We start from the raw sequence: 20,775 nt of genomic DNA, 5'->3' as shown, positions 1-20,775 counted from the left end.
GGGTCATGCAGAAGAATCAAGAACAACCCGCAAAGAAATAATTAAGAAATGAAGAAATTAAATTAGCAGTTGGGATCTAAAAAAGGAATTCTTAAAGTAACCGGTCAAAAGAGCAAAATTTCAAAGTTGTATAATAGAAAACCTTTTGTTTTTTCCGTGGTAAAAGCAGAAAAGAGGAGAACGAATCTCCTCTTTCTATTTATCAATCATCAAAGTTTTTGTCATCAAGCATTTCAAACCCACAATAGGGCACGAGTGCTTTCGGAACACGGACACCCTCAGGAGTCTGGTTGTTTTCAAGAATAGCAGCTACAATACGCGGCAAAGCCAAAGCAGAGCCGTTCAGCGTATGGCAAAGCGTGATCTTCTTGTCGCTCTGACGACGGTAGCGGCATCTCAGACGGTTAGCCTGATAAGTCTCGAAATTGGAGACGGAAGACACTTCCAGCCAGCGCTTTTGAGCTGCGCTCCATACTTCAAAATCATAGCATATAGAAGAGGTGAAACTCATATCACCACCACAGAGCCTTAGGATGTGATAAGGCAACTCCAATTTCTGACAGAGACCTTCTACATGATCCAGCATTTCCTTCAGGGAAGTATAACTGTGTTCCGGTGTATCGATACGGACAAGTTCGACCTTATCAAATTGATGCAGACGGTTCAGTCCACGTACATCCTTGCCATAAGAACCGGCTTCACGACGGAAGCATGCGGAATAGGCACAGAGTTTTACAGGCAATTTCTTCTCTTCCAGAATGACATCCCGGAAAATATTGGTCACCGGAACTTCGGCAGTAGGGATGAGATAGAGGTCGTCCAGATTGCAGTGATACATCTGGTTCTCCTTGTCAGGCAACTGTCCCGTACCATAACCGGAATCTTCATTTACGACATAAGGCGGTTGTACTTCCAGATAGCCATCCTTACGGGCTTCCTGCAGGAAAAAGGCTTCAAGGGCACGCTGGAAACGAGCCATCTTGCCGATATAAACAGGGAAACCAGCACCTGAAATCTTCACGCCCAGGTCAAAGTCCACCAAATTAAACTTCTTGCAGATATCCCAATGGCAAAGGGCATCAGCAGGCAAGTCAGGTATTTTACCACCATTCTTGACAACTACATTATCATGGAAGTCCTTTCCTTCAGGAACATCGTCATTAGGAATATTTGGAATGGAGAGCAAAAGATCCGTCATGTCTTTCTGGGACTTTTCCATCACTTCCTGAAGAGCCTTGGAATCAGCTTTCAAGTCAGCTACCTGAGTCTTGATTTTATCAGCTTCGTCTTTCTTTCCTGATCTCATCAGTTCACCGACCTGCTTGGAAAGTTGGTTTTGTCGCTGCTTGTTGGCATCAGCTTGTTGTTGAGCCTCGCGACGTATTTTATCATATTCCAGAACTTTCTCAATAGATTCGCGTGCGCCTTCAAAGTGCTTTTTCTCAAGCCCCTTGATCACATGTTCAGTTTCTTCACTGATCTGTTTAAGTGTAAGCATAAGATATATCTATATATTTTTATAAATTAAATTCCATCCAGTCAGAAAAGACTTTTACAGAAAGCAAAAATACGAAATAAAATCGGAATGTGAAAATCTTTCTCAAAAAAATCTTTGTAGGGGAAAGGAGAAGGAACCAAAAATGAAGAGCCTGCTCCGATGGGAACAGGCTCTTATTGTTTGTTTGGAATAGTTTTTGCTTATGCGTCAGGCATCCGCCTGATTTTTCTTAGCAAAGTCTTCAGGCGTCAGCACTGAAACGGTACTCTTGTTCTTGCTTCCTTTCTTGAAGTATACGATACCGTCTGTCAGAGCGTAGAGTGTATCATCCTTGCCTTGTGCGACATTATCACCGGGGAAATGCTTGTTGCCACGCTGACGGACAATAATATTTCCTGCAGTAATCTTTTGACCACCCCAGATCTTAACGCCTAATCTTTTAGAAGCAGACTCACGTCCGTTCTTAGAACTACCTACACCTTTCTTATGTGCCATAATAAATTCCTCCGATTTAAGCGATTACTTGTTTAACTTTAAGTTCTGTGAAATGGGTCCGATGGCCAATGTGCTTGCGCTCGTCCTTACGACGATGCATCTTGAACACGAGCACTTTGTCACCCTTTACGAGAGGATTCACCACTTCTACTACCACTTTTGCACCTTCTACTTTCGGTGCTCCGACTGTTACTGCTCCGTCCTTGTCAACGAGCAATACTTTGTCGAATTCAACAGTCTTTCCGGTCTCGGCATCCTTGATATGATGCACGAAGAGGCTCTTGCCTTCTTCAGCCTTAAACTGCTGACCGTTAATTTCTACAATTGCGTACATTAATTTATAAACTAAAACGGGTTTCTACCGCCAGGCGTCTGCCTTTCTGACAGAACTTATTCAAGCCTAAACGGCAAATCGAGAACAAAATTACAAAAAAGATCGGTCACAGTAGGATGATGCCTTAAAATTGTTTCAAGTATTAAGAATAATTAACTCATACGTATTTTTCATTTGAGCATTTCTCTCAGGTACAGAGTAGGGGATAGTTTTACAAAATTAGGTCTGATATTGTCGCCTGACTTTCCAAATACCTTCGGACAAAAAGAGTATTAACTCTTCTAAAATGCAAACTGAAATGAAAACATGGCCATTATCTAAGTTTCTTGGGACAAATTAAGAGTGAAATCAGCAAACTGTGTTCGTGCACAAATCATTGATTTAAGTCAAGAAAAGCCTCTCTTAAGCAGCTTTATCAGTGATTTAGAAGACAATATATTGAAAAAAGTACTACTTTTGCAAGTAGAAAGTTAGTTAGTAATGAAGTTTTAAGATTGGTTTTGAATTTAGGTTTTTAGTTATTTGGTATTAGATGAAGTAGTTAGTTGTAGGTTTTAGGTATTTAGTTATATTGGTATTAGGATTTGGAAGACAGGATCAAGGTACAGAGGTATTAAGATTGATCTAAAGGATAACTTTTAAAGAAAAAGCGGTATTAATTTTGAATTGAAGGTTTAAGCAAACGCAGTTTGAGGAAAGATTTCTTCAAACTGCGTTTAACATTTATGGAGATCACCGCATAACTGTTATAGAGAAATCGAACTGAAGGATAAAAATATAACGGCTATAATCATGTGACTATTCTTAAGACACAGGCACGAAACTCGGAATATACCAGTCTTAAGATAAAAATAAATTCCACATTAATAATTATAGGATTGTCTGACACTTGAATACAACTTGAAGATCCATGTCTATAAGAACCATTATGAATACACAAGTACAACATCGGCGAAGACACAAGTACAACATCAATGAAGAAACCTAACTTTGCCCTTTCTAAAATATAATACACATTATGATAAATACGAATATGCACTTTATTTTTTATTTGTCATCATAATGTCCCATTGCAGAGACTACAAACACTACCACTGTCGTATCATTAATAATATAACAAAGACGATTTTTTTATCAAGTTTTCTCGACCAAATGCCATTGACATGACGAAGTTGGTGAGGGTGCCCCGTACCTGTGTAGGGATGCTCCCGAAGTTCAGGGATAAGACTCTCAAACTTTTTATAGGTTTGCACGTCAGATTTCATCAATCTAAGAAGTTCCTTTGTGGCTTCCCTCGAAAATTCTATTTCGTACATGCTTCCTTGCGCATTAGAAAATCAGTAAGGCTCTCACCATCCTGCATCTTGTAAGTTCTGCCGTTCTTAATGTCATTCAACCCCTTTTGGATAGACAGAAGTTCTCCCTTTGAAAGGTAATCGTCATCATCCGCAACGCTAATGACAATGGGACGTGCGTTCTTACGAAAGACAAATACCGTTCCCCGCTCCGCTAAATCAAAATACTTTTTCTGATTGGCCCTAAATTCCCTTGACGTTACTATTTGCATGGCTTTAATGTTTTGGGACAAAGATAACAACTTAAATCCAAAGTTCAAAATATTTTTGGTACTTATTTGTGTACACAGAATAAAAGATATATTTTTAGGATGTGTTAAAATTAAAATAAGAACCATTCAAGGTCACTAAATGTACCTTTAAAATATAATAGAGCCATATCAGAACTCGAATATAGAGTCTGATATGGCTCTATTCTTACCTTTATTCAAATAAATAAGTTCGTATCTAGCAAAATTTCCTCAAAGCGTTTTTTAATAACTAAAGGTACAATTAGCTATAAAACCAGAAGAAGGATTATTACCCTTTCCTGTAAATTCCCACTTGAAGCCTTTACCTGCTACATTTGCATCCGAATAAGAAGTCCAAGTAAAGGTATTGTTCGGTAACGATCCTGTTCCACTAAAAGCAACACTTTCTGGTGTTGTTGTATCATCGTCTGGACTTGGCTTCGCATTAGGATCTGATACTTCAAAGAAATAATAAGTAGAAAATAGTGCAGGATTTAAATTAACTTGCATTTTTAGAGTTCGACTGGGATCATAAAAAAACCCCGTAGAACTTTGAGAACCTCCATTAATACTCAAAGAAGGGAAATTGGCCCTCGCTCCCGCAATAGCATCCTTAGATACAGAAATATCAAAATTCGCATTTTTCTTCACCTTTTTAACCAGAGTTTTCCCATTTACAGAAAAAACAATATAAGCAGTATTTGGATTCGAAACAGCACTTGCTACTTGAGCATTTAAAGCACGCAAGTTAGTTTTAAATTTTTCAATACTCAAAGGACTAACTTTTTCCAAATCCTGCAAATCAGGTCCTGTTATATAAGACAATGCACTTGTTTTTTTATCTTCATTGAGGTAATACTCGTTTGTAGCTTCGTTTACATCAACAAAACGAGATAAAACTTCCATGTCCGACTCTGTATTGCTAGCTACTGGTTCCTTAACATCATTGTCGCTACATGAACAAACACCTAAAATAGTCAATAGCCCAACAAAAATAGATATAGCTTTTTTCATATTTTCTCCTCCTTTATTTAAATTAATAAATTTACATTTTACCACAAATATAAGAAAAAAATTACTTTTTCAAACAAAGAAAAAGAAAAAAACTATTTTTTATGCTATATATATATAATTTTTAACTATAAATAAAATTACAATAAATAGAATTATAAAGAATAGCACTTCACTCTTTGATAAAGAAGCCTTATGAATAAAAGTCTTTAAAGGAAACTGTTGAGCATCTTATTCGGATTATAAAAGTTTTATGGATTGAGAATTTCTTTGTAACTTTGCATTCTAAATCCTAGAATATGAACAAGACACAATTAACGGCTGCAGTTGCAGCAAAAGCCAACATCTCCAAATCTGAGGCAGCAAAGTATGTCAATGCGGTATTGGGAACTATCGCTGACAATGTTTGCGACGGCGACGAAGAAGTCAGCATACCTGATTTTGGAAGATTTTATGAGAAACACGTTTCTGAACGCCAAGGAGTCAATCCTGCAAATGGTGACAAGATCACAATCGAAGCTCATGATAAGGTTGTATTCAAACCTTCTGATAATCTAAGCATCTTTTCACGTAAACACGCCTGAATCTTGAAGAAATAAAATGAATTCCGAGAAACAGCGTGACAAACAGATTGTAAAATTGATGATCGAGCTCTATTGCAAACACAAATTAAGAACCGATCAAGTACCTGAAAAATACCTGCAACTCATCAATTATGCAAGTTTCAAAATAGACCATTGTAGTTGGGGAAATAACAAACCAGCTTGCAAGGACTGTCCGCACCATTGCTATGCTCCGGAAAAAAGAAATGAAATACGTGAAATCATGAGATGGACCGGTCCACGCATGATCTTCTGGTGCCCTCGCGCAGCTATAGGACACCTACTCCAAGTATGTCATGACCGAGTTTCTAAAAGATTTTCGTCTCATAAAATAAGTCCCCTCATCTAATCAACTGTAACCTGGACTCAATCTTGAAAAGATTTTTGACCATAAACTTACCATAAAGATCATATAAGGTCTAAAAATCCTATACCGACCAGAAAAAAGTATCCCAACCTCTGCCTTACAGGATTTAATTTCAGCCAAGAGAAAATCAAAACGGCTTTACACGAAAACCGATCAAACAAAATCGGAAAACTGGTATAAAGTTTATTAAGAATGGTAGGATTTTATTGGGAGCAGCATAAAAGAGAAATTAGTGAACCGATTTAAAATCTGTTAAGAACAGCAGGTGTTTATACGGAAACACTATAAACAAAAAAAGCCGGAGAGTTCAATCAACTCCCCGACCTTAATATCATTTCCCAATAAAATCTAATTGCCCTTATTAGGAGCAAAATAGAATTTATTTCTTAGTCAACTTCTTATAGCCGTAAACAGCCTGAGAACCTAATTGCTCTTCGATACGGATCAATTGGTTGTACTTAGCCATACGGTCTGTACGACTCATACTACCAGTCTTGATCTGACCGGAATTTGTTGCTACAGCGATGTCAGCAATAGTTGTATCCTCAGTTTCACCAGAACGGTGAGAAGTTACAGTATTGTAGTTGTGACGATGAGCCATCTCGATAGCTTCCAAAGTTTCAGTCAGAGTACCAATCTGGTTGACTTTGATCAGAATAGCATTGGCAGCACCAGTTTCGATACCCTTTTCAAGGAACTTGGTATTAGTAACGAACAAGTCATCACCTACCAACTGGACCTTCTTGCCTAAAGCAGCAGTCATCTTAGCCCAGCCATCCCAGTCGTTCTCATCAAGACCATCCTCAACAGAGTCGATAGGATACTTGGAAATCAACTGATCCAAGAACTTGATCTGCTCGTCATCAGAAAGTTTCTTGCCATTAGGATCCTTAGGCATACCATTGGAAAGTTGCTTGTAATTATAGTAATACTTGCCATTTTCCTTAGAAGAGAATTCACTAGCTGCGCAGTCAATTGCGATAGTGATGTCTTTTCCTGGTTTGTAACCGGCAGTCTTGATAGCTTCAACGATACTCTCCAAAGCATCTTCAATACCATTCAATGCAGGAGCGAAACCACCTTCGTCACCTACTGCAGTAGACAAGCCGCGTTTCTTCAGCAATTTCTGCAGCGTATGGAAAGTCTCTGAGCCCATACGGATAGCCTCTTTTTCAGAAGTAGCGCCGATAGGACGGATCATGAACTCCTGGAATGCGATAGGAGCATCAGAGTGAGCACCACCATTGATGATATTCATCATAGGTACAGGCATCACATAAGTATTGCATCCGCCGATATAGCGGTACAGAGGAATATTTAGGGCTTTAGCAGCTGTATGAGCAGCAGCCAGACTTACACCAAGAATGGCGTTAGCACCGAGTTTGCTCTTAGTAGGAGTACCATCCAGCGCAAGCATCTTCAGATCTAATGCACGTTGATTCAGAACATCATCACCAAGTAATGCCGGAGCGATAATTTTATTAACATTATTAACAGCTTTCAGTACACCTTTTCCGCCAAAACGTTTTTTGTCTCCATCACGGAGTTCCAAAGCTTCATTCTCACCTGTAGAAGCTCCTGAAGGTACACTGGCACGTCCCGTTACACCATTCTCCAATGTGAGTTCTACCTCAACGGTAGGATTTCCTCTTGAATCAAGGATTTCTCTTGCATGAATTTTTTGAATTTTCATAAATCTGATAAATTATTAATTAAATGTATCTACACTAGTCTCTTTTTGAGTATTTCAAAGATACGAAGATTTTTTCAAATGGTAATAAAGATATAAGCTTTATTCGAAATAGTAACATTATTTAACGATTAGGTGTATGCTGAAACTTACTTCTCTTGTCAGGATAATTCTGAGTAACTCTTTTTTCAGGTTGGCAGGAACAAAAAAGAGGTCAATGGACATCTGTCAGGTCTCAAAAGTGCTGCACTTCCTCCCCCATTTCTGGAATGACTTTAGGGTGCCGAGACACCTCGGTATTGCACAAGAGCGAGGGGACATAACACAAGAAAAGTGGACCGATCCTAATTCATGAAAGTTACTTTCTCTATAGGACAGACACGCAAAATAAAAGGGGTATCTCCCGACACCCCTATTACTATTATACAAAAACATTATAAAATTTTACTAAGGAAAAAAACTTTTGTGCTTTCCTCAATATGCAAAGAGGGAATATATATTTATATCAAATATCCAAAATATTTATTGATTTAGAAACTATCAGAGTTCAGGTTTGATCTGATTGACCCAAGCCTCAATACGAGCATCTGTCTTGTCACTTTCGTTCACGTCATCCAAAGCCAGACCGATGAATTTATTATCAATGACAGAGTCAGAATCACTATAAGTGTAGCCGTCGGTCGAAACAGATCCGATGAATTTTGCTCCACTGTCCTTAATGCCTTTATAGAGTTCAGACATAGCCCCACAGAAAGTATCGCTATAGCTCTCAGAATCCCCGCAGCCGAATAAAGCAACGGTTTTGCCCTTCAAATCACAAGACTGAAGTGTTTTGAGTCCATCATACCAGTCATCTTGAAGTTCACCGGAGCCCCATGTCGAAGTTCCCAATATCAGATTCTTGGCTTCGTTGACCTGGGCAGCAGTCAACTGAGCGACATTAATGATTTCATTATTAGATAGACCAAGTTTTTCTCCGATCCTCGAAGCAATATCCTCACAAGTTCCAGTAGAGGATCCATAAATTACATACGTCTTATTCATTGTCTTATTTAATTTAGAAATTATACATCAGATTTTAATTCTTACTTACAAATTGCATAAAACAAACTTTATTGCTGCAAAGATAGGACAAAAAAATGGAACCCACAATACCTAAAAATAATGGATTCCATTTTAGTGATAAGAAAAATCTATCACCTATAGTTGTGAACAGATGTTAAAAACGTATATGTCTCAACCGTCCGTGCTGCCCCATTTGATTGCGGGCGACCAAAGTTGTTATAAAGAACACTCCAGTCAAACACATCAGATATGCCATTTTCAATTACCTCCTGATTCTAATCTTTACCTTTCTACCTTGCCCTTTCGTCTTGAAGATTCAGAGCTACTGACAGGATTGCAATATCTGTGCCCGAATGTCATCTGTGACAATATTTCAGTGATAACTGCCAAAGTGTCAATTCCCCGTTTCTACATCAAAAGACTTTCAAATGAAGAGGTTGACATTGGACTGCTCAGCGCGTTGCATATAGGTCGCCACACCTCCGACAGTCACGCCATCCAGAAGTTCTTCTCTATGGATGCCCATGATGTCCATTGTCATTTGGCAGGCTATGAATTCAACCCCATTGTCCATCGCCTGTTGACGGAGTTCCTCCAAAGAAGATATATTCTTTTTCCGCATCAGGTGCCGCATGAGTTTGCCCCCTATTCCCATCATACTCAACTTGGACAATTTCAATCTTGTACTGTCTGATGGCAGCATCCATGAAAACATCTTGCCGAAGAAATCTTTTTTAACAGAAGGTTTGTGCTTCTTCTTGATGACGTTCAGTCCCCAGAAGGTGAAAAATATCGAAACTTTTGTTCCGGTCGCTGCAGCGCCATTAGCCAATACAAATGTAGCTATAGCCCTGTCAAGGTCATCGCTGAAGAGGATGAGAGACTTGTTGCCTGCTACGGCAACAGACTGGTCGGGAGTTTGTTTCGACCCCTTTTCTATGACCACCTTATGATAACCATTATCATCGTTAGAAGCCACCAGTTGGTTACCGGTACTCTGACACCAGGCCCTCACATCTTTAGGGAACCCGGGATCGGTAGCGACAACTTCCATCCGCGTTCCCGACTGCAAGTCATCCATCGCCTTTTTCAATTTCAAGATCGGTCCTGGGCACTGAAGTCCGCAGGCATCGACCTTCAAAATCTCCATTTGGGTTTCCTGTACCTCCTTTTGATCCCCGTCTTGTGTATCACGAGGCAACTCATGACTGATTTTCTGGGTAGCCACCTCATAGAGTTGGTATCCTCCTGACAGATTCCTCACATTCTTGTATCCCCTGCCCGATAAAATACGCAGGGCCAGATAGCCACGCAAACCTATTGCACAGAACACGACCACCGGACGGTCTTGCGGCACTTCAGAGATGCGTTCTCGCAGATGGTCCAAAGGAATATTGACAGCACCTTCGATGGAGCCCAACTGATATTCATCCTCAGTTCTCACGTCAATGAGATAGATTTCTTTCTTGTTGTCCCTGATTTCCCGCCAGTAGACTACCGGCATAGCGCCACTGAGGATATTGGAAGCCGTATAACCTGCGATTGCCAGAGGATCCTTAGCCGAAGAATAAGGAGGCGCGTAAGCCTGTTCTAGTTGGATCAGATCATAGACCGTGCCGTTATGCTTGATGACGATGGAGAGTTGGTCGATGCGCTTGTCCACGCCATCGTGCCCCACACATTGAGCGCCAAGGAGTCGTCCGGTCTTCGGTTCAAAAACCAATTTAGTCACCAGAGGAAATGCCCCCGGATAATAACCGGCATGAGAAGGACTCGTTGTCGTACTACTTAGATAAGGTGTGCCTTCTCTACGTAGTGTTTTTGCCGCAAGACCAGTAGCCCCGACCGTTAAATCAAAGACTTTGGCAATGGATGTGCCGACAGCCCCCTCATAAGTTTCCTTATTGCCGAACACCATATTGTCGGCTGCTATCCGAGCCTGCCTGTTGGCCGGTCCTGCGAGATAGTTGAGCCAAGGCTTCCCGGTCAAGGGATGAGGGAATTCAATAGCATCCCCCACTGCATAAATACCTTTGACCGACGTTTCGAGATAACGGTCGACCTGAATCCCTCTCTGCCCTATCTTGATCCCTGCATCGGCAGCGAGTTTTGTATGAGGCCGCACCCCAATAGACAGAAGCACCAAATCCGTCCTGATCGATTCCCCCGAAGAAAGGAATACATCGATCTGTTCCCCAACCTGTCCGAAATGGGTCACCCCTTGTCCCAAATACAGACCTACACCTTGTGCCATCAGTTCCCTGTGCACGAAAGAGGCTATGGAGAAATCCACCGGTCCCATCACCTGATCAGACTGTTCGACGATAGAGACCTGAATTCCGGCAGACTTCAGATTATCCGCCATCTCGAGTCCGATGAAACCTCCCCCTACGATGACAGCATGTCCGGCATGATGCTTATCCAGATAGTCCTTAATGGCATCAGTATCTCCAACGTCCCGAAGCGTAAAGATCCCCGGCAGATCTATACCCGGCATCTGAGGACGTAGGGGGTAAGAACCTGGAGAAAGTAAAAGCCGGTCATAGGTTTCTTCATATATGGTACCATCAAGTCGCTTAACACTCAAGGTTCTCTTATCAGCATGAATCTCAGTCACCTCATGATGCGTCCGGACATCAATGTTGAACCTTTGAGAAAACGCTTCCGGAGTCTGCACGAAGAGTTTGCTCCGATCTGAAATGACACCACCTATATAATAAGGTAATCCACAATTGGCATAAGAAATATAATTTCCCTTTTCCAAGAGAACGATTTCGGCTGTCTCATCAGCCCGTCTGATCCTAGCCGCAGCTGTCGCCCCACCGGCAACACCACCAATAATCACATGTTTCATAAATCTATTCTATATACTCTGTTACTAATAATTTCCTCTGGAAATATTCACAAATATAATCACTTTCTGCCGATCAGACAAGTTTCTCAGAGAAACAATTTCGCCATTAAACAATATTTAACTCTTCTATCACGAATTTTCCATTCCTGCAAGACTTGTTCCTCCATCTTCAGATTTTCACCAAAATTCTTTTGTATGTTTGCCGGACGATAAGAATAATATTAAATCATCTGATTCTATTTATTGCAAAACATAATATGCATCAATTCATCTTTGGCAAGAGAACGATCATACATACGATTGCTGCGGTTATCCTGCTTTGTCCCCAAGCCACAGCCTTAGGGGCAGCAACATCTGTATACTACGGTACAGACAGTACGAGCAGAGACACCTCCAATACGCCCATCCGTTATATCCATCCTAATGTTAGTCGTTTCGTACAATCCCGTTGGTTTCAGTCAACCCATATTGGGATACCGCTCATTATCAGCGGATTGGTTGTCAAGCGGCAGGATGATCAATTCAGAAGTCTTAGAAACGACTTTATGCCTCATTTCCATCGCACCGTGGACAACTATACCCAATATGCTCCTGCGGCTATACTGTTAGGGTTAAAGGCAGCAGGAGTTGAAAGTCGCAGTTCGTGGGGGCGGATGCTGATCAGTGATGCTTTCTCCGCTGCAATCATGGGGACAACGGTCAACATCCTGAAGACGACTACACATGTGATGCGTCCGGATGGGTCCGACCGGCATAGTTTTCCTTCCGGCCACACGGCCACAGCTTTCATGACGGCCACGATGTTAAGCAAGGAATATGGCTATCTCAGCCCATGGGTCAGTGTTGGAGCCTACAGTATAGCTACTGCCACAGGGCTGATGAGAATGGCCAATAATAAGCACTGGTTGAGCGATGTGATCACAGGAGCCGGGATTGGAATACTTTCCTCAGAGTTCGGATACTGGATTGCTGATGAGATCTGCAAGGGCAAAGGTCTCCAGAGGAAATCACAGCCTGACCTTTTTTCAGGTGATGAGTCTTCATCCTTTCTGGGATTATATATGGGATACAATCTCCCTCTCAGCAAATATGACCTGAATGAAAACTTGTCGTTCAAGACCTCCTCTGGAACGACAATAGGCCTTGAAGGAGCGGGATTCATTAACCCATATATCGGTTTTGGTGGAAAAGCGTCGATCTCCAATCTCCGTTTTATTGTCAACGGTAGTGAAGCTCCTGACGACACCTTCGATTTTTATTCTCTTTCCATAGGCCCTTATTTCTCCCTCCCCCTCTCTGAGCGATTATCATTAGGGACAAAATTATTATTGGACCATACTTGGTACACAAATACCCGAATCAGTTCCACCATCATCCCCAGGAACAATGGTTGGGGATTCGGTACCGGACTTTCTGTCAACCGTCAATTTGAAGATCATTTCGGAGCCAGCCTGTTCCTTGATTATGACCTCCGCCCGCCTCATGGTCTTTCCAGCAAGGAATATTTACACATCCTGACTTTAGGGGCACGGGCCTGCATCAGATTTTAAACTCGTTGCAGCACTGTTGGAACTATCCTGCTATCCTGTAATCATTCCTCTGCCGGTTTTGTCTTCGTGAATGCCATACCCGAAAAGAGCAAAGTCTCCTTTCATCGGGTCATCCGGAAAGACTTTCTTCAGGGCATCGGTCAACAAGACAACAGTAGTCCATCCGGGAGAACGATGCGGGATGAGGCCGATACTTTGAGAGACCTTCAGGACATGAGTGTCCAATGGAATATAAAGCGAACGCTTGTCGATCAATGAAGACCATAATCCTAAATCCACAGGAGAGTGATCTCGGCACATCCACCGCAGGAACATGCAAAGTCGCTTACAGGAAGAACCATACTGAGGGACAATACCAGAGATGCCCCGACTATGGAAATAGCCACTGATACTCTTCAAAGCGATCAATCCACTGTCCGAAGCATCATGTCCCTGAACCCTTTCACTGACAAAATCAGCCATACTGCCGTATTCTTGATACAAACTCCTCAGGACTTCCAAAAAGCCATACATCTTGTGATTCGTATACAACCGGTAATAACAGGCAGAGTCATCAGGAATATGACTCGTATAACTCCCATTGACTAGCCACTCATAAGGTTGATGGGCTGAAGCATCCAAAAGATACTCGATCTTCGGCATAAACTGTTTTCTGCTGCCATAACTCAGAGCGGAGGCAATAAACGCCATGACTTCCTGATTTCGCGATCCGGTCACCTGATGCATGAACCATGAAGGGTCTCCTTCCAGGAAATCCGCAATCTCATACAACTCGGCATATTTTCTCAAAGCATCTTTCACGAATACCTTCATCTGTCCAAAGCCAATTATTCTGTCATCCAGCACTTTATCAAGAATCCCAACCAGGTTTCAGTAATTCTGAACTCTTAAAAAAGTTAAAAAGAATCCTGCTACTTTTGGAATTCCCATAAACAAGTCCTACCTTTGCACCCGCAATCAGGGCGTTTAGCTCAGCTGGTTTAGAGCATCTGCCTTACAAGCAGAGGGTCGGCGGTTCGAATCCGTCAACGCCCACACTGGGGTAGTTACCAGAGTGGCCAAATGGGGCAGACTGTAAATCTGCTGGCTTTCGCCTTCGGTGGTTCGAATCCATCACTACCCACAAAGTTATTTCTCCTGATAAATGACTTTTTGTTAAATTCACTACAATATTAATTTTCAGCTCATTATTAAAAAAGGGAGAGGGAATCAATTTTTCATTGTTCTCCACTCCCTTCTCTGTTTCCAGTTACAGTGCTGAACACGCAATTATAAAAGATTGCCTTCCTTAGGGAATACAATAGTCGGTTTGAAAGTCTTGGCCTCTTCGAAATCCATCAGAGCAAAACTCATGATGATCACAATATCACCGACCACGACCTTCCTGGCTGCAGCACCGTTCAGGCAAATGCAGCCACTGCCCCGCTCTCCTTTTATAATATATGTTACAAAACGCTCACCGTTGTTATTATCCACGATCTGGACCTTTTCTCCTGCTATCATTCCGGCAGCATCCATCAAGTCCTCGTCAATCGTGATACTTCCCATGTAATTCAGGTTAGCCTGAGTTACCTTGACACAGTGTATCTTACTTTTCAGAACTTCAATTTCCATTGTAATTAAAAGATAACATTTTCAGGTCAAACAGATTGCTGATAGGTGATATGATCTATCAGGCGAATCGGTTTAGCACCGCAATTTACTGCTATACAACCTGCGATATCAGAACTGTCGTCCCAAGACTTCACGTCTTGTAGCGTGTTGCCGTCGACTATGGAAAAGTATTCCACAGACAACCCCGGTACAGCATTGATATCAGCAACGACCTTGTCATGCGTTTCCTCAACAGTGTGAGTTTTCTTGAAATCGAGGCTCGCCTTTAATGTTTCGTAAATCTTCGGAGCAATCTTGCGTTCGTCAGCCGAGAGCAAAGTGTTCCTGCTGCTCAAGGCCAGTCCATCCTTATCCCGCACTACAGGACAGCAGACGATCTGGACTTTCATTCCGATGTACTTGACCAGACGCTTGACGACAGCGATCTGCTGCCAATCCTTTTCCCCGAAATAAGCGCGGTCAGGACGCACGATGTAGAAAAGTCGGCTCACGACCTGACAGACACCATTGAAATGCCCCGGACGGTGAGCGCCTTCCATCACTGTCGTGACAGGAGGAAACTCGAAATGCCGGGTATCAGGGGTAGGATAAATATCTTCTACTGAAGGAGCAAAACAATAATCAGCACCACATTCTTCAATCAACTTCTGATCAGCTTCCGGATTACGCGGATAACGCTCCAGATCACTCTTATCATTGAATTGGGTGGGATTGAGGAAGACGCTCACAACTGTGACGTCGTTCTCTTTCACAGACCGCTTGATAAGAGATGCGTGCCCCTCATGGAGAGCGCCCATCGTCGGTACAAGACCGACCGACTTGCCTTCTTTACGAACAGAAAAGAGTTCATTCTGAAGGTCAACAATTTTACTGAATATTTTCATAACCCAAAAACTTTAATACTATATCGAATTGCAAAATAAAACTTTTTTTCTTAAATAAGGAAGAATTATCCTAAAAAATTGCGAATAATATGTTCCTTTTCTTTGTTTTAAAGTGTTTTATAGTGAATTCTCGACTTTTATTCGTATATTTGCATTGTTAAAACTCAACTTGTATGGCTAAGAAAATACTGTTCATTAACCAGGAGATTGCTCCTTATGTACCTGAAAGTGAAATGTCCATCATGGGTAGAGACCTGCCTCATAAAATGCAGGAAAACGGTTTCGAAATTCGTACATTTATGCCAAAATGGGGTACAATAAACGAGCGTCGCGGACAGTTGCATGAGGTCATCCGCCTATCGGGAATGAATCTGATCATCAATGACACTGATCATCCCCTGATTATCAAAGTAGCTTCCATACCGGTTTCCAGAATACAAGTTTATTTCATTGACAATGATGATTATTTCAGCAAGCGGCAGATGGAAGCTGACGAGACAGGCGTCGAGTATCCGGACAACGGCGAAAGAGCGATCTTCTTTGCCCGCGGCGTACTTGAAACGGTCAAGAAATTAAGATGGGCTCCGGACATCGTGATCTGCCAAGGTTGGATGGGTTCGGTAGTCCCCTTCTATATCAAGAAAGCCTACAAAGACGAACCTTCCTTTGCCAGTGTCAAGACGATCAGCCTTCTCTTCGGGAATCAGTTGAAGTCTGATCTGGGAGAAAATTTCAAGAAATGCATCGAGTATAAAGGAGCAAAAGCAGATCTCTTGAGTTCTTATAAGAAGAAATTTGATTTTCTGGAACTCGGAAAACTTGCCGTAGATTATAGTGATGGAATTGTTGAGGCCGGAAACCACGTCAGCCCGAATCTCCTCAAAGAAGCAGCAGACAAGAAGAAACAACTGCTTAACTATCCCGGAGATGATACACAAGCTTTTGTGGATTTCATTAATCAAATCAGTTCCGATAAATAAAAAGATAAGATGAAACTGAAAATTTTGGTCATAGCAGCCTTGACTGCTCTCACCTTTACAGCATGTAATGACACAACCGATTACATTGGCTCATCGCTGATCAACAATTCTGATGTCCTCTACGTAACCGATTCTAGTTTCCAAACTTACACGCAGTCAGTAAAAGCCGGAAAAGTCCTGGCGAGGAACAGCAGCGGATATGTAGGTAAGGTCAAAGATCCTGAGACAGGCGCTTATGTGACGGGAGACTACATGGTCCAGTTCTATACCCTTCCTAACCCCGGATTTATCCAAAAAGACTCGATCCGATCAAAAGCTCCTGACGGAGGTGTAAAACCTTCCCACACTTATCTGAATCTCTACTTCGAAGATTATTACGGTGACTCTCTGGCTACCATGAATCTGAAAGTCATGGAGTTGAATAAACCTGTACCGGAGAATGCCAATTACTATTCCGATTTCGATCCTGAGGCGGAAGGCTACGTCAAAGAAGACGGACTGACATTAAGCAAGACTTATACCGTTCAGGATATGACCCTCTCTGATTCTTCCAGGACTGCCAACAGCGGGATGAAAGGCATCACGATCTCTCTCGACAATAAGAAATATGTCCATGACGGGGTGACCTACCCTGACTTCGGTACCTATATCATGAGGACTTATTACGCACATCCTGAATATTTCAAGACCCCACAGACTTTCCTGAACAAGGTCTTCCCGGGTTTCTACATCAAATATGAAAGTGGATTGGGCGCTATGGCTAAGGTGGAAATCAGTCAGGTCTATATGCAGCAGTTGACAGATACCATCATCCCTGTCACGCATTCGACAACGGTCAACGGTGAGACACAGACGACGACAAAGGACTCTCTGGAATATGTCACGACAGGCGCTTATCTCTACGGGACGGGCGAAGTGCTGCAGACCAACAAGATCACAAATGATGAGTCGACACTGGACCGACTGGTCTCTGACGCTTCATGCACTTATCTGAAGACACCGGCAGGCATCTTTACGGAAGCTACCCTGCCTATCGATGAGATAATGACGAAACATGAGAATGACTCCATCAACAGCGCGAAATTGGTCCTCACAAGAATCAACAACACGACGGACAGTAAATTCAAGTTGGGCATCCCCCAAGACCTGCTCATCATACCGGAAGACAGTTTGCAAAGTTTCTTCGAAAACGACGAACTGATCAACTACAAGACGAGTTTCTCGGCATCCTTCAATTCCGCCAACAATACCTATACTTTCAATAATATCTCAGGGTTGGTCAAGGACATGTATAAGAAGAAAGGGGTAAGTGCCAACTACAACAAGGCGATCATCGTCCCGGTGACTATCTCAACGGCGACGAGGAACAATACGACCTACATCACACGAGTGGTCAACGACATGTCACTTTCGAGTACGAAGGTTGTGGGAGGGCCGACCCATCCTATCAAATTGACGGTCATCTACAGTCGATTTAAATAGCAACGAATCATTTATGGCAGATAATTTCCTAGAACGGCATCGCCGCGATTACGAAGAAAGAAAAGCAGCATGGCTTCGTAAGAAAAAGAACTTACCACAGAAAGCCATCCATCACATAGAAAAGGAAAATGAAGAGGATCTATAGTTCCATTGTATATCGGAACAACTTTCAGATCTGATGCATCTCAATAACTAAAGGGCAGGACTCATGTAGGAGTCCTGCCTTTTAAGTTTAGGATTCGGATTTGCCGACAATAGTGAATTTGGCAAATTTCAACAGTAATTGTTTTGTACCGGAATTCTTGAATTCCACCGTAGCTTTTGCGTTTTCTCCCGTTCCCTCGACCTTCACGACCGTCCCCACGCCAAAGCGCTGATGGGCAATCGTGTCACCTTCGGAAACACTTGAGGCAGTAGATATGGAGTCTGTCACTCTCCCACCATTCGCCATTGCTTCAGATACACGTCGGAGATTGCCTCCGCTCGCAGCGAAATGGCGCTTGAAAGAAGGCGAGAGAGGATCTACTGCCTTTTCAGGCCGATGGGGCGAAGTGATCTTCGGTTGAGGGTCAGCCCTGAATTGACTGGCAACGGGATGACTGTTCTGCAACCTCGAATTATAGGATGGCCGCTCACTTCCCCAATCATGAAAACCGGTATAGGGGGTGTTAGGCTCATACTCTCTCCGGTTAAGTCGCGTTGGCGTACTGCCGGTATCTTCTAAGGAATCTGTATCTTCCGACAGTAAATCAGGGTTGATGTCCTGGATAAACCTGCTGGGACCATCTATGGTCATATTGCCGTATCGCCAACGGTTCCTGGCATAAGTCAGGATACAGTGTTTCTCAGCTCGGGTGATGGCGACATAGAGCAGACGGCGCTCCTCCTCCAGTTCGCGAGGTGAATTGGCAGACATCGGACTAGGAAAGATATTTTCTTCAAGTCCCACGACAAATACAGTAGGAAACTCCAGTCCTTTGGCACTGTGAATGGTCATCAGGTTAACCCTGCTCTCACCGTTCTTGTCATCACTGTCCAGATCAGTAAGCAGGGAAACCTCCTGGAGATAGTCTGACAATCCGATTTGATTGTCCAATCCTTCTTCTTTCCGCTCCTCTACAAAGTCCTTCAGGCCACCCATGAACTCCCCCAGGTTCTCCTGGCGAGAGACCGACTCGGGATCGACTCCTGAGAAGATATCTGCACTGATACCGCTCTCCTTGATCAGTTCCGATCCCAGTTCATAGGCATCAGTACTCTCGTTCATCTGCAGGAATTTTGCGATGAAACTCCTGAATTGATCCAATTTACTCAATGTCCCTTTATTGACATTCATCCCGAAATGACCGGGGTTCTGGATCACATTCCAGAAGCTCACGCCATACTCCTGTGCAGACATGGCGATCTTGGCTATTGTCGTCGCACCTATTCCCCGCGAGGGATAGTTGATAATCCGTTTGAAAGCTTCTTCATCGTCGGGATTGACGACCATCCGGAAATAGGCGATGATGTCTTTGATCTCCTTCCGTTGATAGAAACTCAATCCGCCGACAATATGATAAGGGATTTCTTCCTTCCTCATCTCTTCCTCAAAACTCCGGCTTTGGGAGTTGGTCCGGTAAAGAATGGCAAAATCTCCCCATTCGGCAGAATCCTTCTTGCGGATAGTCTTGATATTATGACAGACGATCATCGCCTCTTCTTTGTCACTATAGGCGGCCTTCAAGACGACCTTCTCTCCCTCGGAATTTTTACTGTATATCTCTTTGGGGATCTGTGCCTTATTGTGTTTGATTAAACTGTTTGCCGCTTGCACGATATGCTGAGTAGAACGATAGTTCTGTTCAAGTTTGAAGAGTTTTGAGTTTTTGAAGTGTTGGTTGAAATTCAGGATATTGTCGATATTTGCACCCCGGAAACTGTAAATGCTCTGAGAATCATCCCCCACCACACAGATATGCTGTTTGTCACGCGTCAACTGCAACAAGATGCAGAGTTGGGCGTAATTGGTATCCTGATACTCATCCACCAAGACAAAGTCGAATTTGGACTCATATTTCTTCCTCTTGTCTTCATGATCACGGAACAGCATGTAGGTGAGCACGAGCAAGTCATCAAAATCCATCGCATTCGCCTTTTTGCAGCGCATACAATAAGAGGTGTAAATATCTGAGATTGCCGGCATGTGGGAACTTTGGTCATTAGCTAAAGCCTCCCTGTCTTCCGCATAAGCCTGAGGCAGGATAAGATGATTCTTTGCCATGGAGATGCGCTTGTGTACGGCAGCCGGCTTATAGAGTTTGTCGTCCAGTCCCTTCTCCTTGACGATCGCCTTTATCAGAGAACGGGAATCTGCTTCGTCATAAATGGTAAAAGAAGAGGTGTAGCCTATGGTTTCAGCCTCGATACGCAGGATACGTGAAAAGACAGAATGAAAAGTACCCATGTGTAACTGTGCTGCGCGTTCTGAACCTGTGATCCTGCCAATACGCTCCTTCATCTCTTTAGCCGCCTTATTGGTAAAAGTCAGGGCCAAGATAGACCAGGGCGCATAACCTTTCTGCAGCAGATAAGCGATCTTGCAAGTCAATACACGCGTCTTACCTGAACCTGCTCCCGCAATCACGAGAGAAGGCCCGTCGATATATTCTACAGCAGCACGCTGTGAAGGATTCAACCCTTCTAATATTTTTTCATTCATATTTTTCCACTTACCCCACTCGTTATTCTTTCGGAAGAACTAACCCCGGCAAAACTTGAAAAC

18 protein-coding genes, 2 tRNA genes and 1 pseudogene are annotated in these 20,775 nt (G+C 42.7%); 8 read left to right on the top strand and 13 right to left on the bottom strand.

Translation table 11 applies throughout. The features are described 5' to 3' along the window. Positions 1 to 202: 202 nt before the first annotated feature. The 6 genes and pseudogenes from serS to NG821_RS04270 form a co-directional block, all read right to left on the bottom strand. Positions 203 to 1,498, bottom strand: coding sequence for a serine--tRNA ligase (serS, locus tag NG821_RS04295; protein ID WP_252760427.1), 1,296 nt, complete (start codon positions 1,496 to 1,498; stop codon positions 203 to 205). A gap of 207 nt (positions 1,499 to 1,705) precedes the next feature. Further along, on the bottom strand, positions 1,706 to 1,993 hold the full coding sequence (rpmA, locus tag NG821_RS04290; RefSeq protein WP_252760426.1) for a 50S ribosomal protein L27: 288 nt from the start codon (positions 1,991 to 1,993) through the stop codon (positions 1,706 to 1,708). A 16-nt stretch (positions 1,994 to 2,009) separates the two neighbouring features. Beyond that, entirely contained in the window at positions 2,010 to 2,327 is a 318-nt protein-coding gene (gene rplU, locus NG821_RS04285; protein WP_252760425.1) for a 50S ribosomal protein L21, read from the bottom strand. A 1,047-nt stretch (positions 2,328 to 3,374) separates the two neighbouring features. After that, positions 3,375 to 3,643: pseudogene (locus NG821_RS04280) on the bottom strand (Txe/YoeB family addiction module toxin). Further along, positions 3,631 to 3,894, bottom strand: coding sequence for a prevent-host-death protein (locus tag NG821_RS04275; RefSeq protein ID WP_252760424.1), 264 nt, complete (start codon positions 3,892 to 3,894; stop codon positions 3,631 to 3,633). Before NG821_RS04275 ends, NG821_RS04280 begins: the two are co-directional and overlap by 13 nt. Positions 3,895 to 4,155: 261 nt before the next feature. Continuing rightward, positions 4,156 to 4,926 carry a hypothetical protein gene (locus tag NG821_RS04270; protein WP_252760423.1) on the bottom strand — a complete coding sequence of 257 codons (771 nt, stop codon included), beginning with the start codon at positions 4,924 to 4,926 and terminating at the stop codon, positions 4,156 to 4,158. Between the two features lie 296 nt (positions 4,927 to 5,222). Here NG821_RS04270 and NG821_RS04265 point away from each other — a divergent pair, with 296 nt between their 5' ends. Both NG821_RS04265 and NG821_RS04260 read left to right on the top strand, forming a co-directional pair. Then, a complete protein-coding gene (locus NG821_RS04265; RefSeq protein WP_252760422.1) occupies positions 5,223 to 5,507 on the top strand; it encodes an HU family DNA-binding protein in 285 nt (94 codons plus the stop codon). Between the two features lie 16 nt (positions 5,508 to 5,523). Then, complete coding sequence (locus NG821_RS04260; RefSeq protein WP_262921856.1) at positions 5,524 to 5,874, top strand: nitrous oxide-stimulated promoter family protein; 351 nt, start codon at positions 5,524 to 5,526, stop codon at positions 5,872 to 5,874. A 397-nt stretch (positions 5,875 to 6,271) separates the two neighbouring features. Here the strand turns inward: NG821_RS04260 and eno are convergent, their stop codons facing one another. From eno to NG821_RS04245, 3 genes are all read right to left on the bottom strand, one after another. After that, the gene (eno, locus tag NG821_RS04255) at positions 6,272 to 7,585 is read right to left on the bottom strand and encodes a phosphopyruvate hydratase (RefSeq protein ID WP_252760421.1); all 1,314 of its coding nucleotides are present in this window, start codon (positions 7,583 to 7,585) and stop codon (positions 6,272 to 6,274) included. A gap of 537 nt (positions 7,586 to 8,122) precedes the next feature. Beyond that, positions 8,123 to 8,626: a flavodoxin FldA gene (fldA, locus tag NG821_RS04250; protein ID WP_252760420.1), complete on the bottom strand. Its 504-nt coding sequence runs from the start codon at positions 8,624 to 8,626 to the stop codon at positions 8,123 to 8,125. Positions 8,627 to 9,071: 445 nt separating this feature from the next. Continuing rightward, on the bottom strand, positions 9,072 to 11,501 hold the full coding sequence (locus NG821_RS04245; protein WP_252760419.1) for a DsrE/DsrF/DrsH-like family protein: 2,430 nt from the start codon (positions 11,499 to 11,501) through the stop codon (positions 9,072 to 9,074). A gap of 257 nt (positions 11,502 to 11,758) precedes the next feature. On the opposite strand from NG821_RS04245, the gene NG821_RS04240 reads away from it, so the two are divergent. After that, positions 11,759 to 13,051, top strand: coding sequence for a phosphatase PAP2 family protein (locus NG821_RS04240; RefSeq protein WP_252760418.1), 1,293 nt, complete (start codon positions 11,759 to 11,761; stop codon positions 13,049 to 13,051). Positions 13,052 to 13,081: 30 nt separating this feature from the next. On the opposite strand, the gene NG821_RS04235 is transcribed toward NG821_RS04240, so the two are convergent. Beyond that, complete coding sequence (locus NG821_RS04235) at positions 13,082 to 13,864, bottom strand: TIGR02757 family protein (protein ID WP_252760417.1); 783 nt, start codon at positions 13,862 to 13,864, stop codon at positions 13,082 to 13,084. A gap of 147 nt (positions 13,865 to 14,011) precedes the next feature. Here NG821_RS04235 and NG821_RS04230 point away from each other — a divergent pair. After that, positions 14,012 to 14,086 (top strand) — tRNA-Val (locus tag NG821_RS04230). A gap of 5 nt (positions 14,087 to 14,091) precedes the next feature. After that, positions 14,092 to 14,174, top strand: a tRNA-Tyr gene (locus tag NG821_RS04225). 146 nt (positions 14,175 to 14,320) lie between these two features. Here NG821_RS04225 and panD read toward each other — a convergent pair. Together panD and panC are read right to left on the bottom strand one after the other, a co-directional pair. Then, complete coding sequence (gene panD / locus NG821_RS04220) at positions 14,321 to 14,665, bottom strand: aspartate 1-decarboxylase (protein ID WP_252760416.1); 345 nt, start codon at positions 14,663 to 14,665, stop codon at positions 14,321 to 14,323. A 26-nt stretch (positions 14,666 to 14,691) separates the two neighbouring features. Further along, entirely contained in the window at positions 14,692 to 15,549 is an 858-nt protein-coding gene (gene panC, locus NG821_RS04215) for a pantoate--beta-alanine ligase (RefSeq protein WP_252760415.1), read from the bottom strand. Positions 15,550 to 15,722: 173 nt separating this feature from the next. Between panC and NG821_RS04210 the strand changes: the two genes are divergently transcribed. From NG821_RS04210 to NG821_RS04200, 3 genes are read left to right on the top strand one after another with little or no spacing between them, the layout of a single operon-like run. Then, a complete protein-coding gene (locus tag NG821_RS04210; protein ID WP_252760414.1) occupies positions 15,723 to 16,529 on the top strand; it encodes a glycogen/starch synthase in 807 nt (268 codons plus the stop codon). Between the two features lie 9 nt (positions 16,530 to 16,538). Continuing rightward, positions 16,539 to 18,011, top strand: a complete 1,473-nt coding sequence (locus NG821_RS04205; RefSeq protein ID WP_252760413.1) for a DUF4270 domain-containing protein — start codon at positions 16,539 to 16,541, stop codon at positions 18,009 to 18,011. 13 nt (positions 18,012 to 18,024) lie between these two features. Then, the gene (locus NG821_RS04200; RefSeq protein ID WP_252760412.1) at positions 18,025 to 18,156 is read left to right on the top strand and encodes a dehydrogenase; all 132 of its coding nucleotides are present in this window, start codon (positions 18,025 to 18,027) and stop codon (positions 18,154 to 18,156) included. An 87-nt stretch (positions 18,157 to 18,243) separates the two neighbouring features. Here the strand turns inward: NG821_RS04200 and NG821_RS04195 are convergent, their stop codons facing one another. Further along, complete coding sequence (locus tag NG821_RS04195) at positions 18,244 to 20,712, bottom strand: ATP-dependent helicase (RefSeq protein ID WP_252760411.1); 2,469 nt, start codon at positions 20,710 to 20,712, stop codon at positions 18,244 to 18,246. Positions 20,713 to 20,775 lie beyond the last annotated feature (63 nt).

The organism is Segatella cerevisiae, from assembly GCF_024054555.1.
Taxonomy (GTDB): Bacteria; Bacteroidota; Bacteroidia; order Bacteroidales; family Bacteroidaceae; genus Prevotella; species Prevotella cerevisiae.
The sequence above is the reverse complement of the archived record's forward strand: the minus strand, read 5'-3'. Positions and strand labels throughout refer to the sequence as shown.

Excerpts from the sequence above, each read along its gene's own strand:
- serS (WP_252760427.1), bottom strand. The coding sequence starts at position 1,498 with ATGCTTACACTTAAACAGATCAGTGAAGAAACTGAACATGTGATCAAG.
- rpmA (WP_252760426.1), bottom strand. The coding sequence starts at position 1,993 with ATGGCACATAAGAAAGGTGTAGGTAGTTCTAAGAACGGACGTGAGTCT.
- rplU (WP_252760425.1), bottom strand. The coding sequence starts at position 2,327 with ATGTACGCAATTGTAGAAATTAACGGTCAGCAGTTTAAGGCTGAAGAA.
- NG821_RS04275 (WP_252760424.1), bottom strand. The coding sequence starts at position 3,894 with ATGCAAATAGTAACGTCAAGGGAATTTAGGGCCAATCAGAAAAAGTAT.
- NG821_RS04270 (WP_252760423.1), bottom strand. The coding sequence starts at position 4,926 with ATGAAAAAAGCTATATCTATTTTTGTTGGGCTATTGACTATTTTAGGT.
- NG821_RS04265 (WP_252760422.1), top strand. The coding sequence starts at position 5,223 with ATGAACAAGACACAATTAACGGCTGCAGTTGCAGCAAAAGCCAACATC.
- NG821_RS04260 (WP_262921856.1), top strand. The coding sequence starts at position 5,524 with ATGAATTCCGAGAAACAGCGTGACAAACAGATTGTAAAATTGATGATC.
- eno (WP_252760421.1), bottom strand. The coding sequence starts at position 7,585 with ATGAAAATTCAAAAAATTCATGCAAGAGAAATCCTTGATTCAAGAGGA.
- fldA (WP_252760420.1), bottom strand. The coding sequence starts at position 8,626 with ATGAATAAGACGTATGTAATTTATGGATCCTCTACTGGAACTTGTGAG.
- NG821_RS04245 (WP_252760419.1), bottom strand. The coding sequence starts at position 11,501 with ATGAAACATGTGATTATTGGTGGTGTTGCCGGTGGGGCGACAGCTGCG.
- NG821_RS04240 (WP_252760418.1), top strand. The coding sequence starts at position 11,759 with ATGCATCAATTCATCTTTGGCAAGAGAACGATCATACATACGATTGCT.
- NG821_RS04235 (WP_252760417.1), bottom strand. The coding sequence starts at position 13,864 with ATGAAGGTATTCGTGAAAGATGCTTTGAGAAAATATGCCGAGTTGTAT.
- panD (WP_252760416.1), bottom strand. The coding sequence starts at position 14,665 with ATGGAAATTGAAGTTCTGAAAAGTAAGATACACTGTGTCAAGGTAACT.
- panC (WP_252760415.1), bottom strand. The coding sequence starts at position 15,549 with ATGAAAATATTCAGTAAAATTGTTGACCTTCAGAATGAACTCTTTTCT.
- NG821_RS04210 (WP_252760414.1), top strand. The coding sequence starts at position 15,723 with ATGGCTAAGAAAATACTGTTCATTAACCAGGAGATTGCTCCTTATGTA.
- NG821_RS04205 (WP_252760413.1), top strand. The coding sequence starts at position 16,539 with ATGAAACTGAAAATTTTGGTCATAGCAGCCTTGACTGCTCTCACCTTT.
- NG821_RS04200 (WP_252760412.1), top strand. The coding sequence starts at position 18,025 with ATGGCAGATAATTTCCTAGAACGGCATCGCCGCGATTACGAAGAAAGA.
- NG821_RS04195 (WP_252760411.1), bottom strand. The coding sequence starts at position 20,712 with ATGAATGAAAAAATATTAGAAGGGTTGAATCCTTCACAGCGTGCTGCT.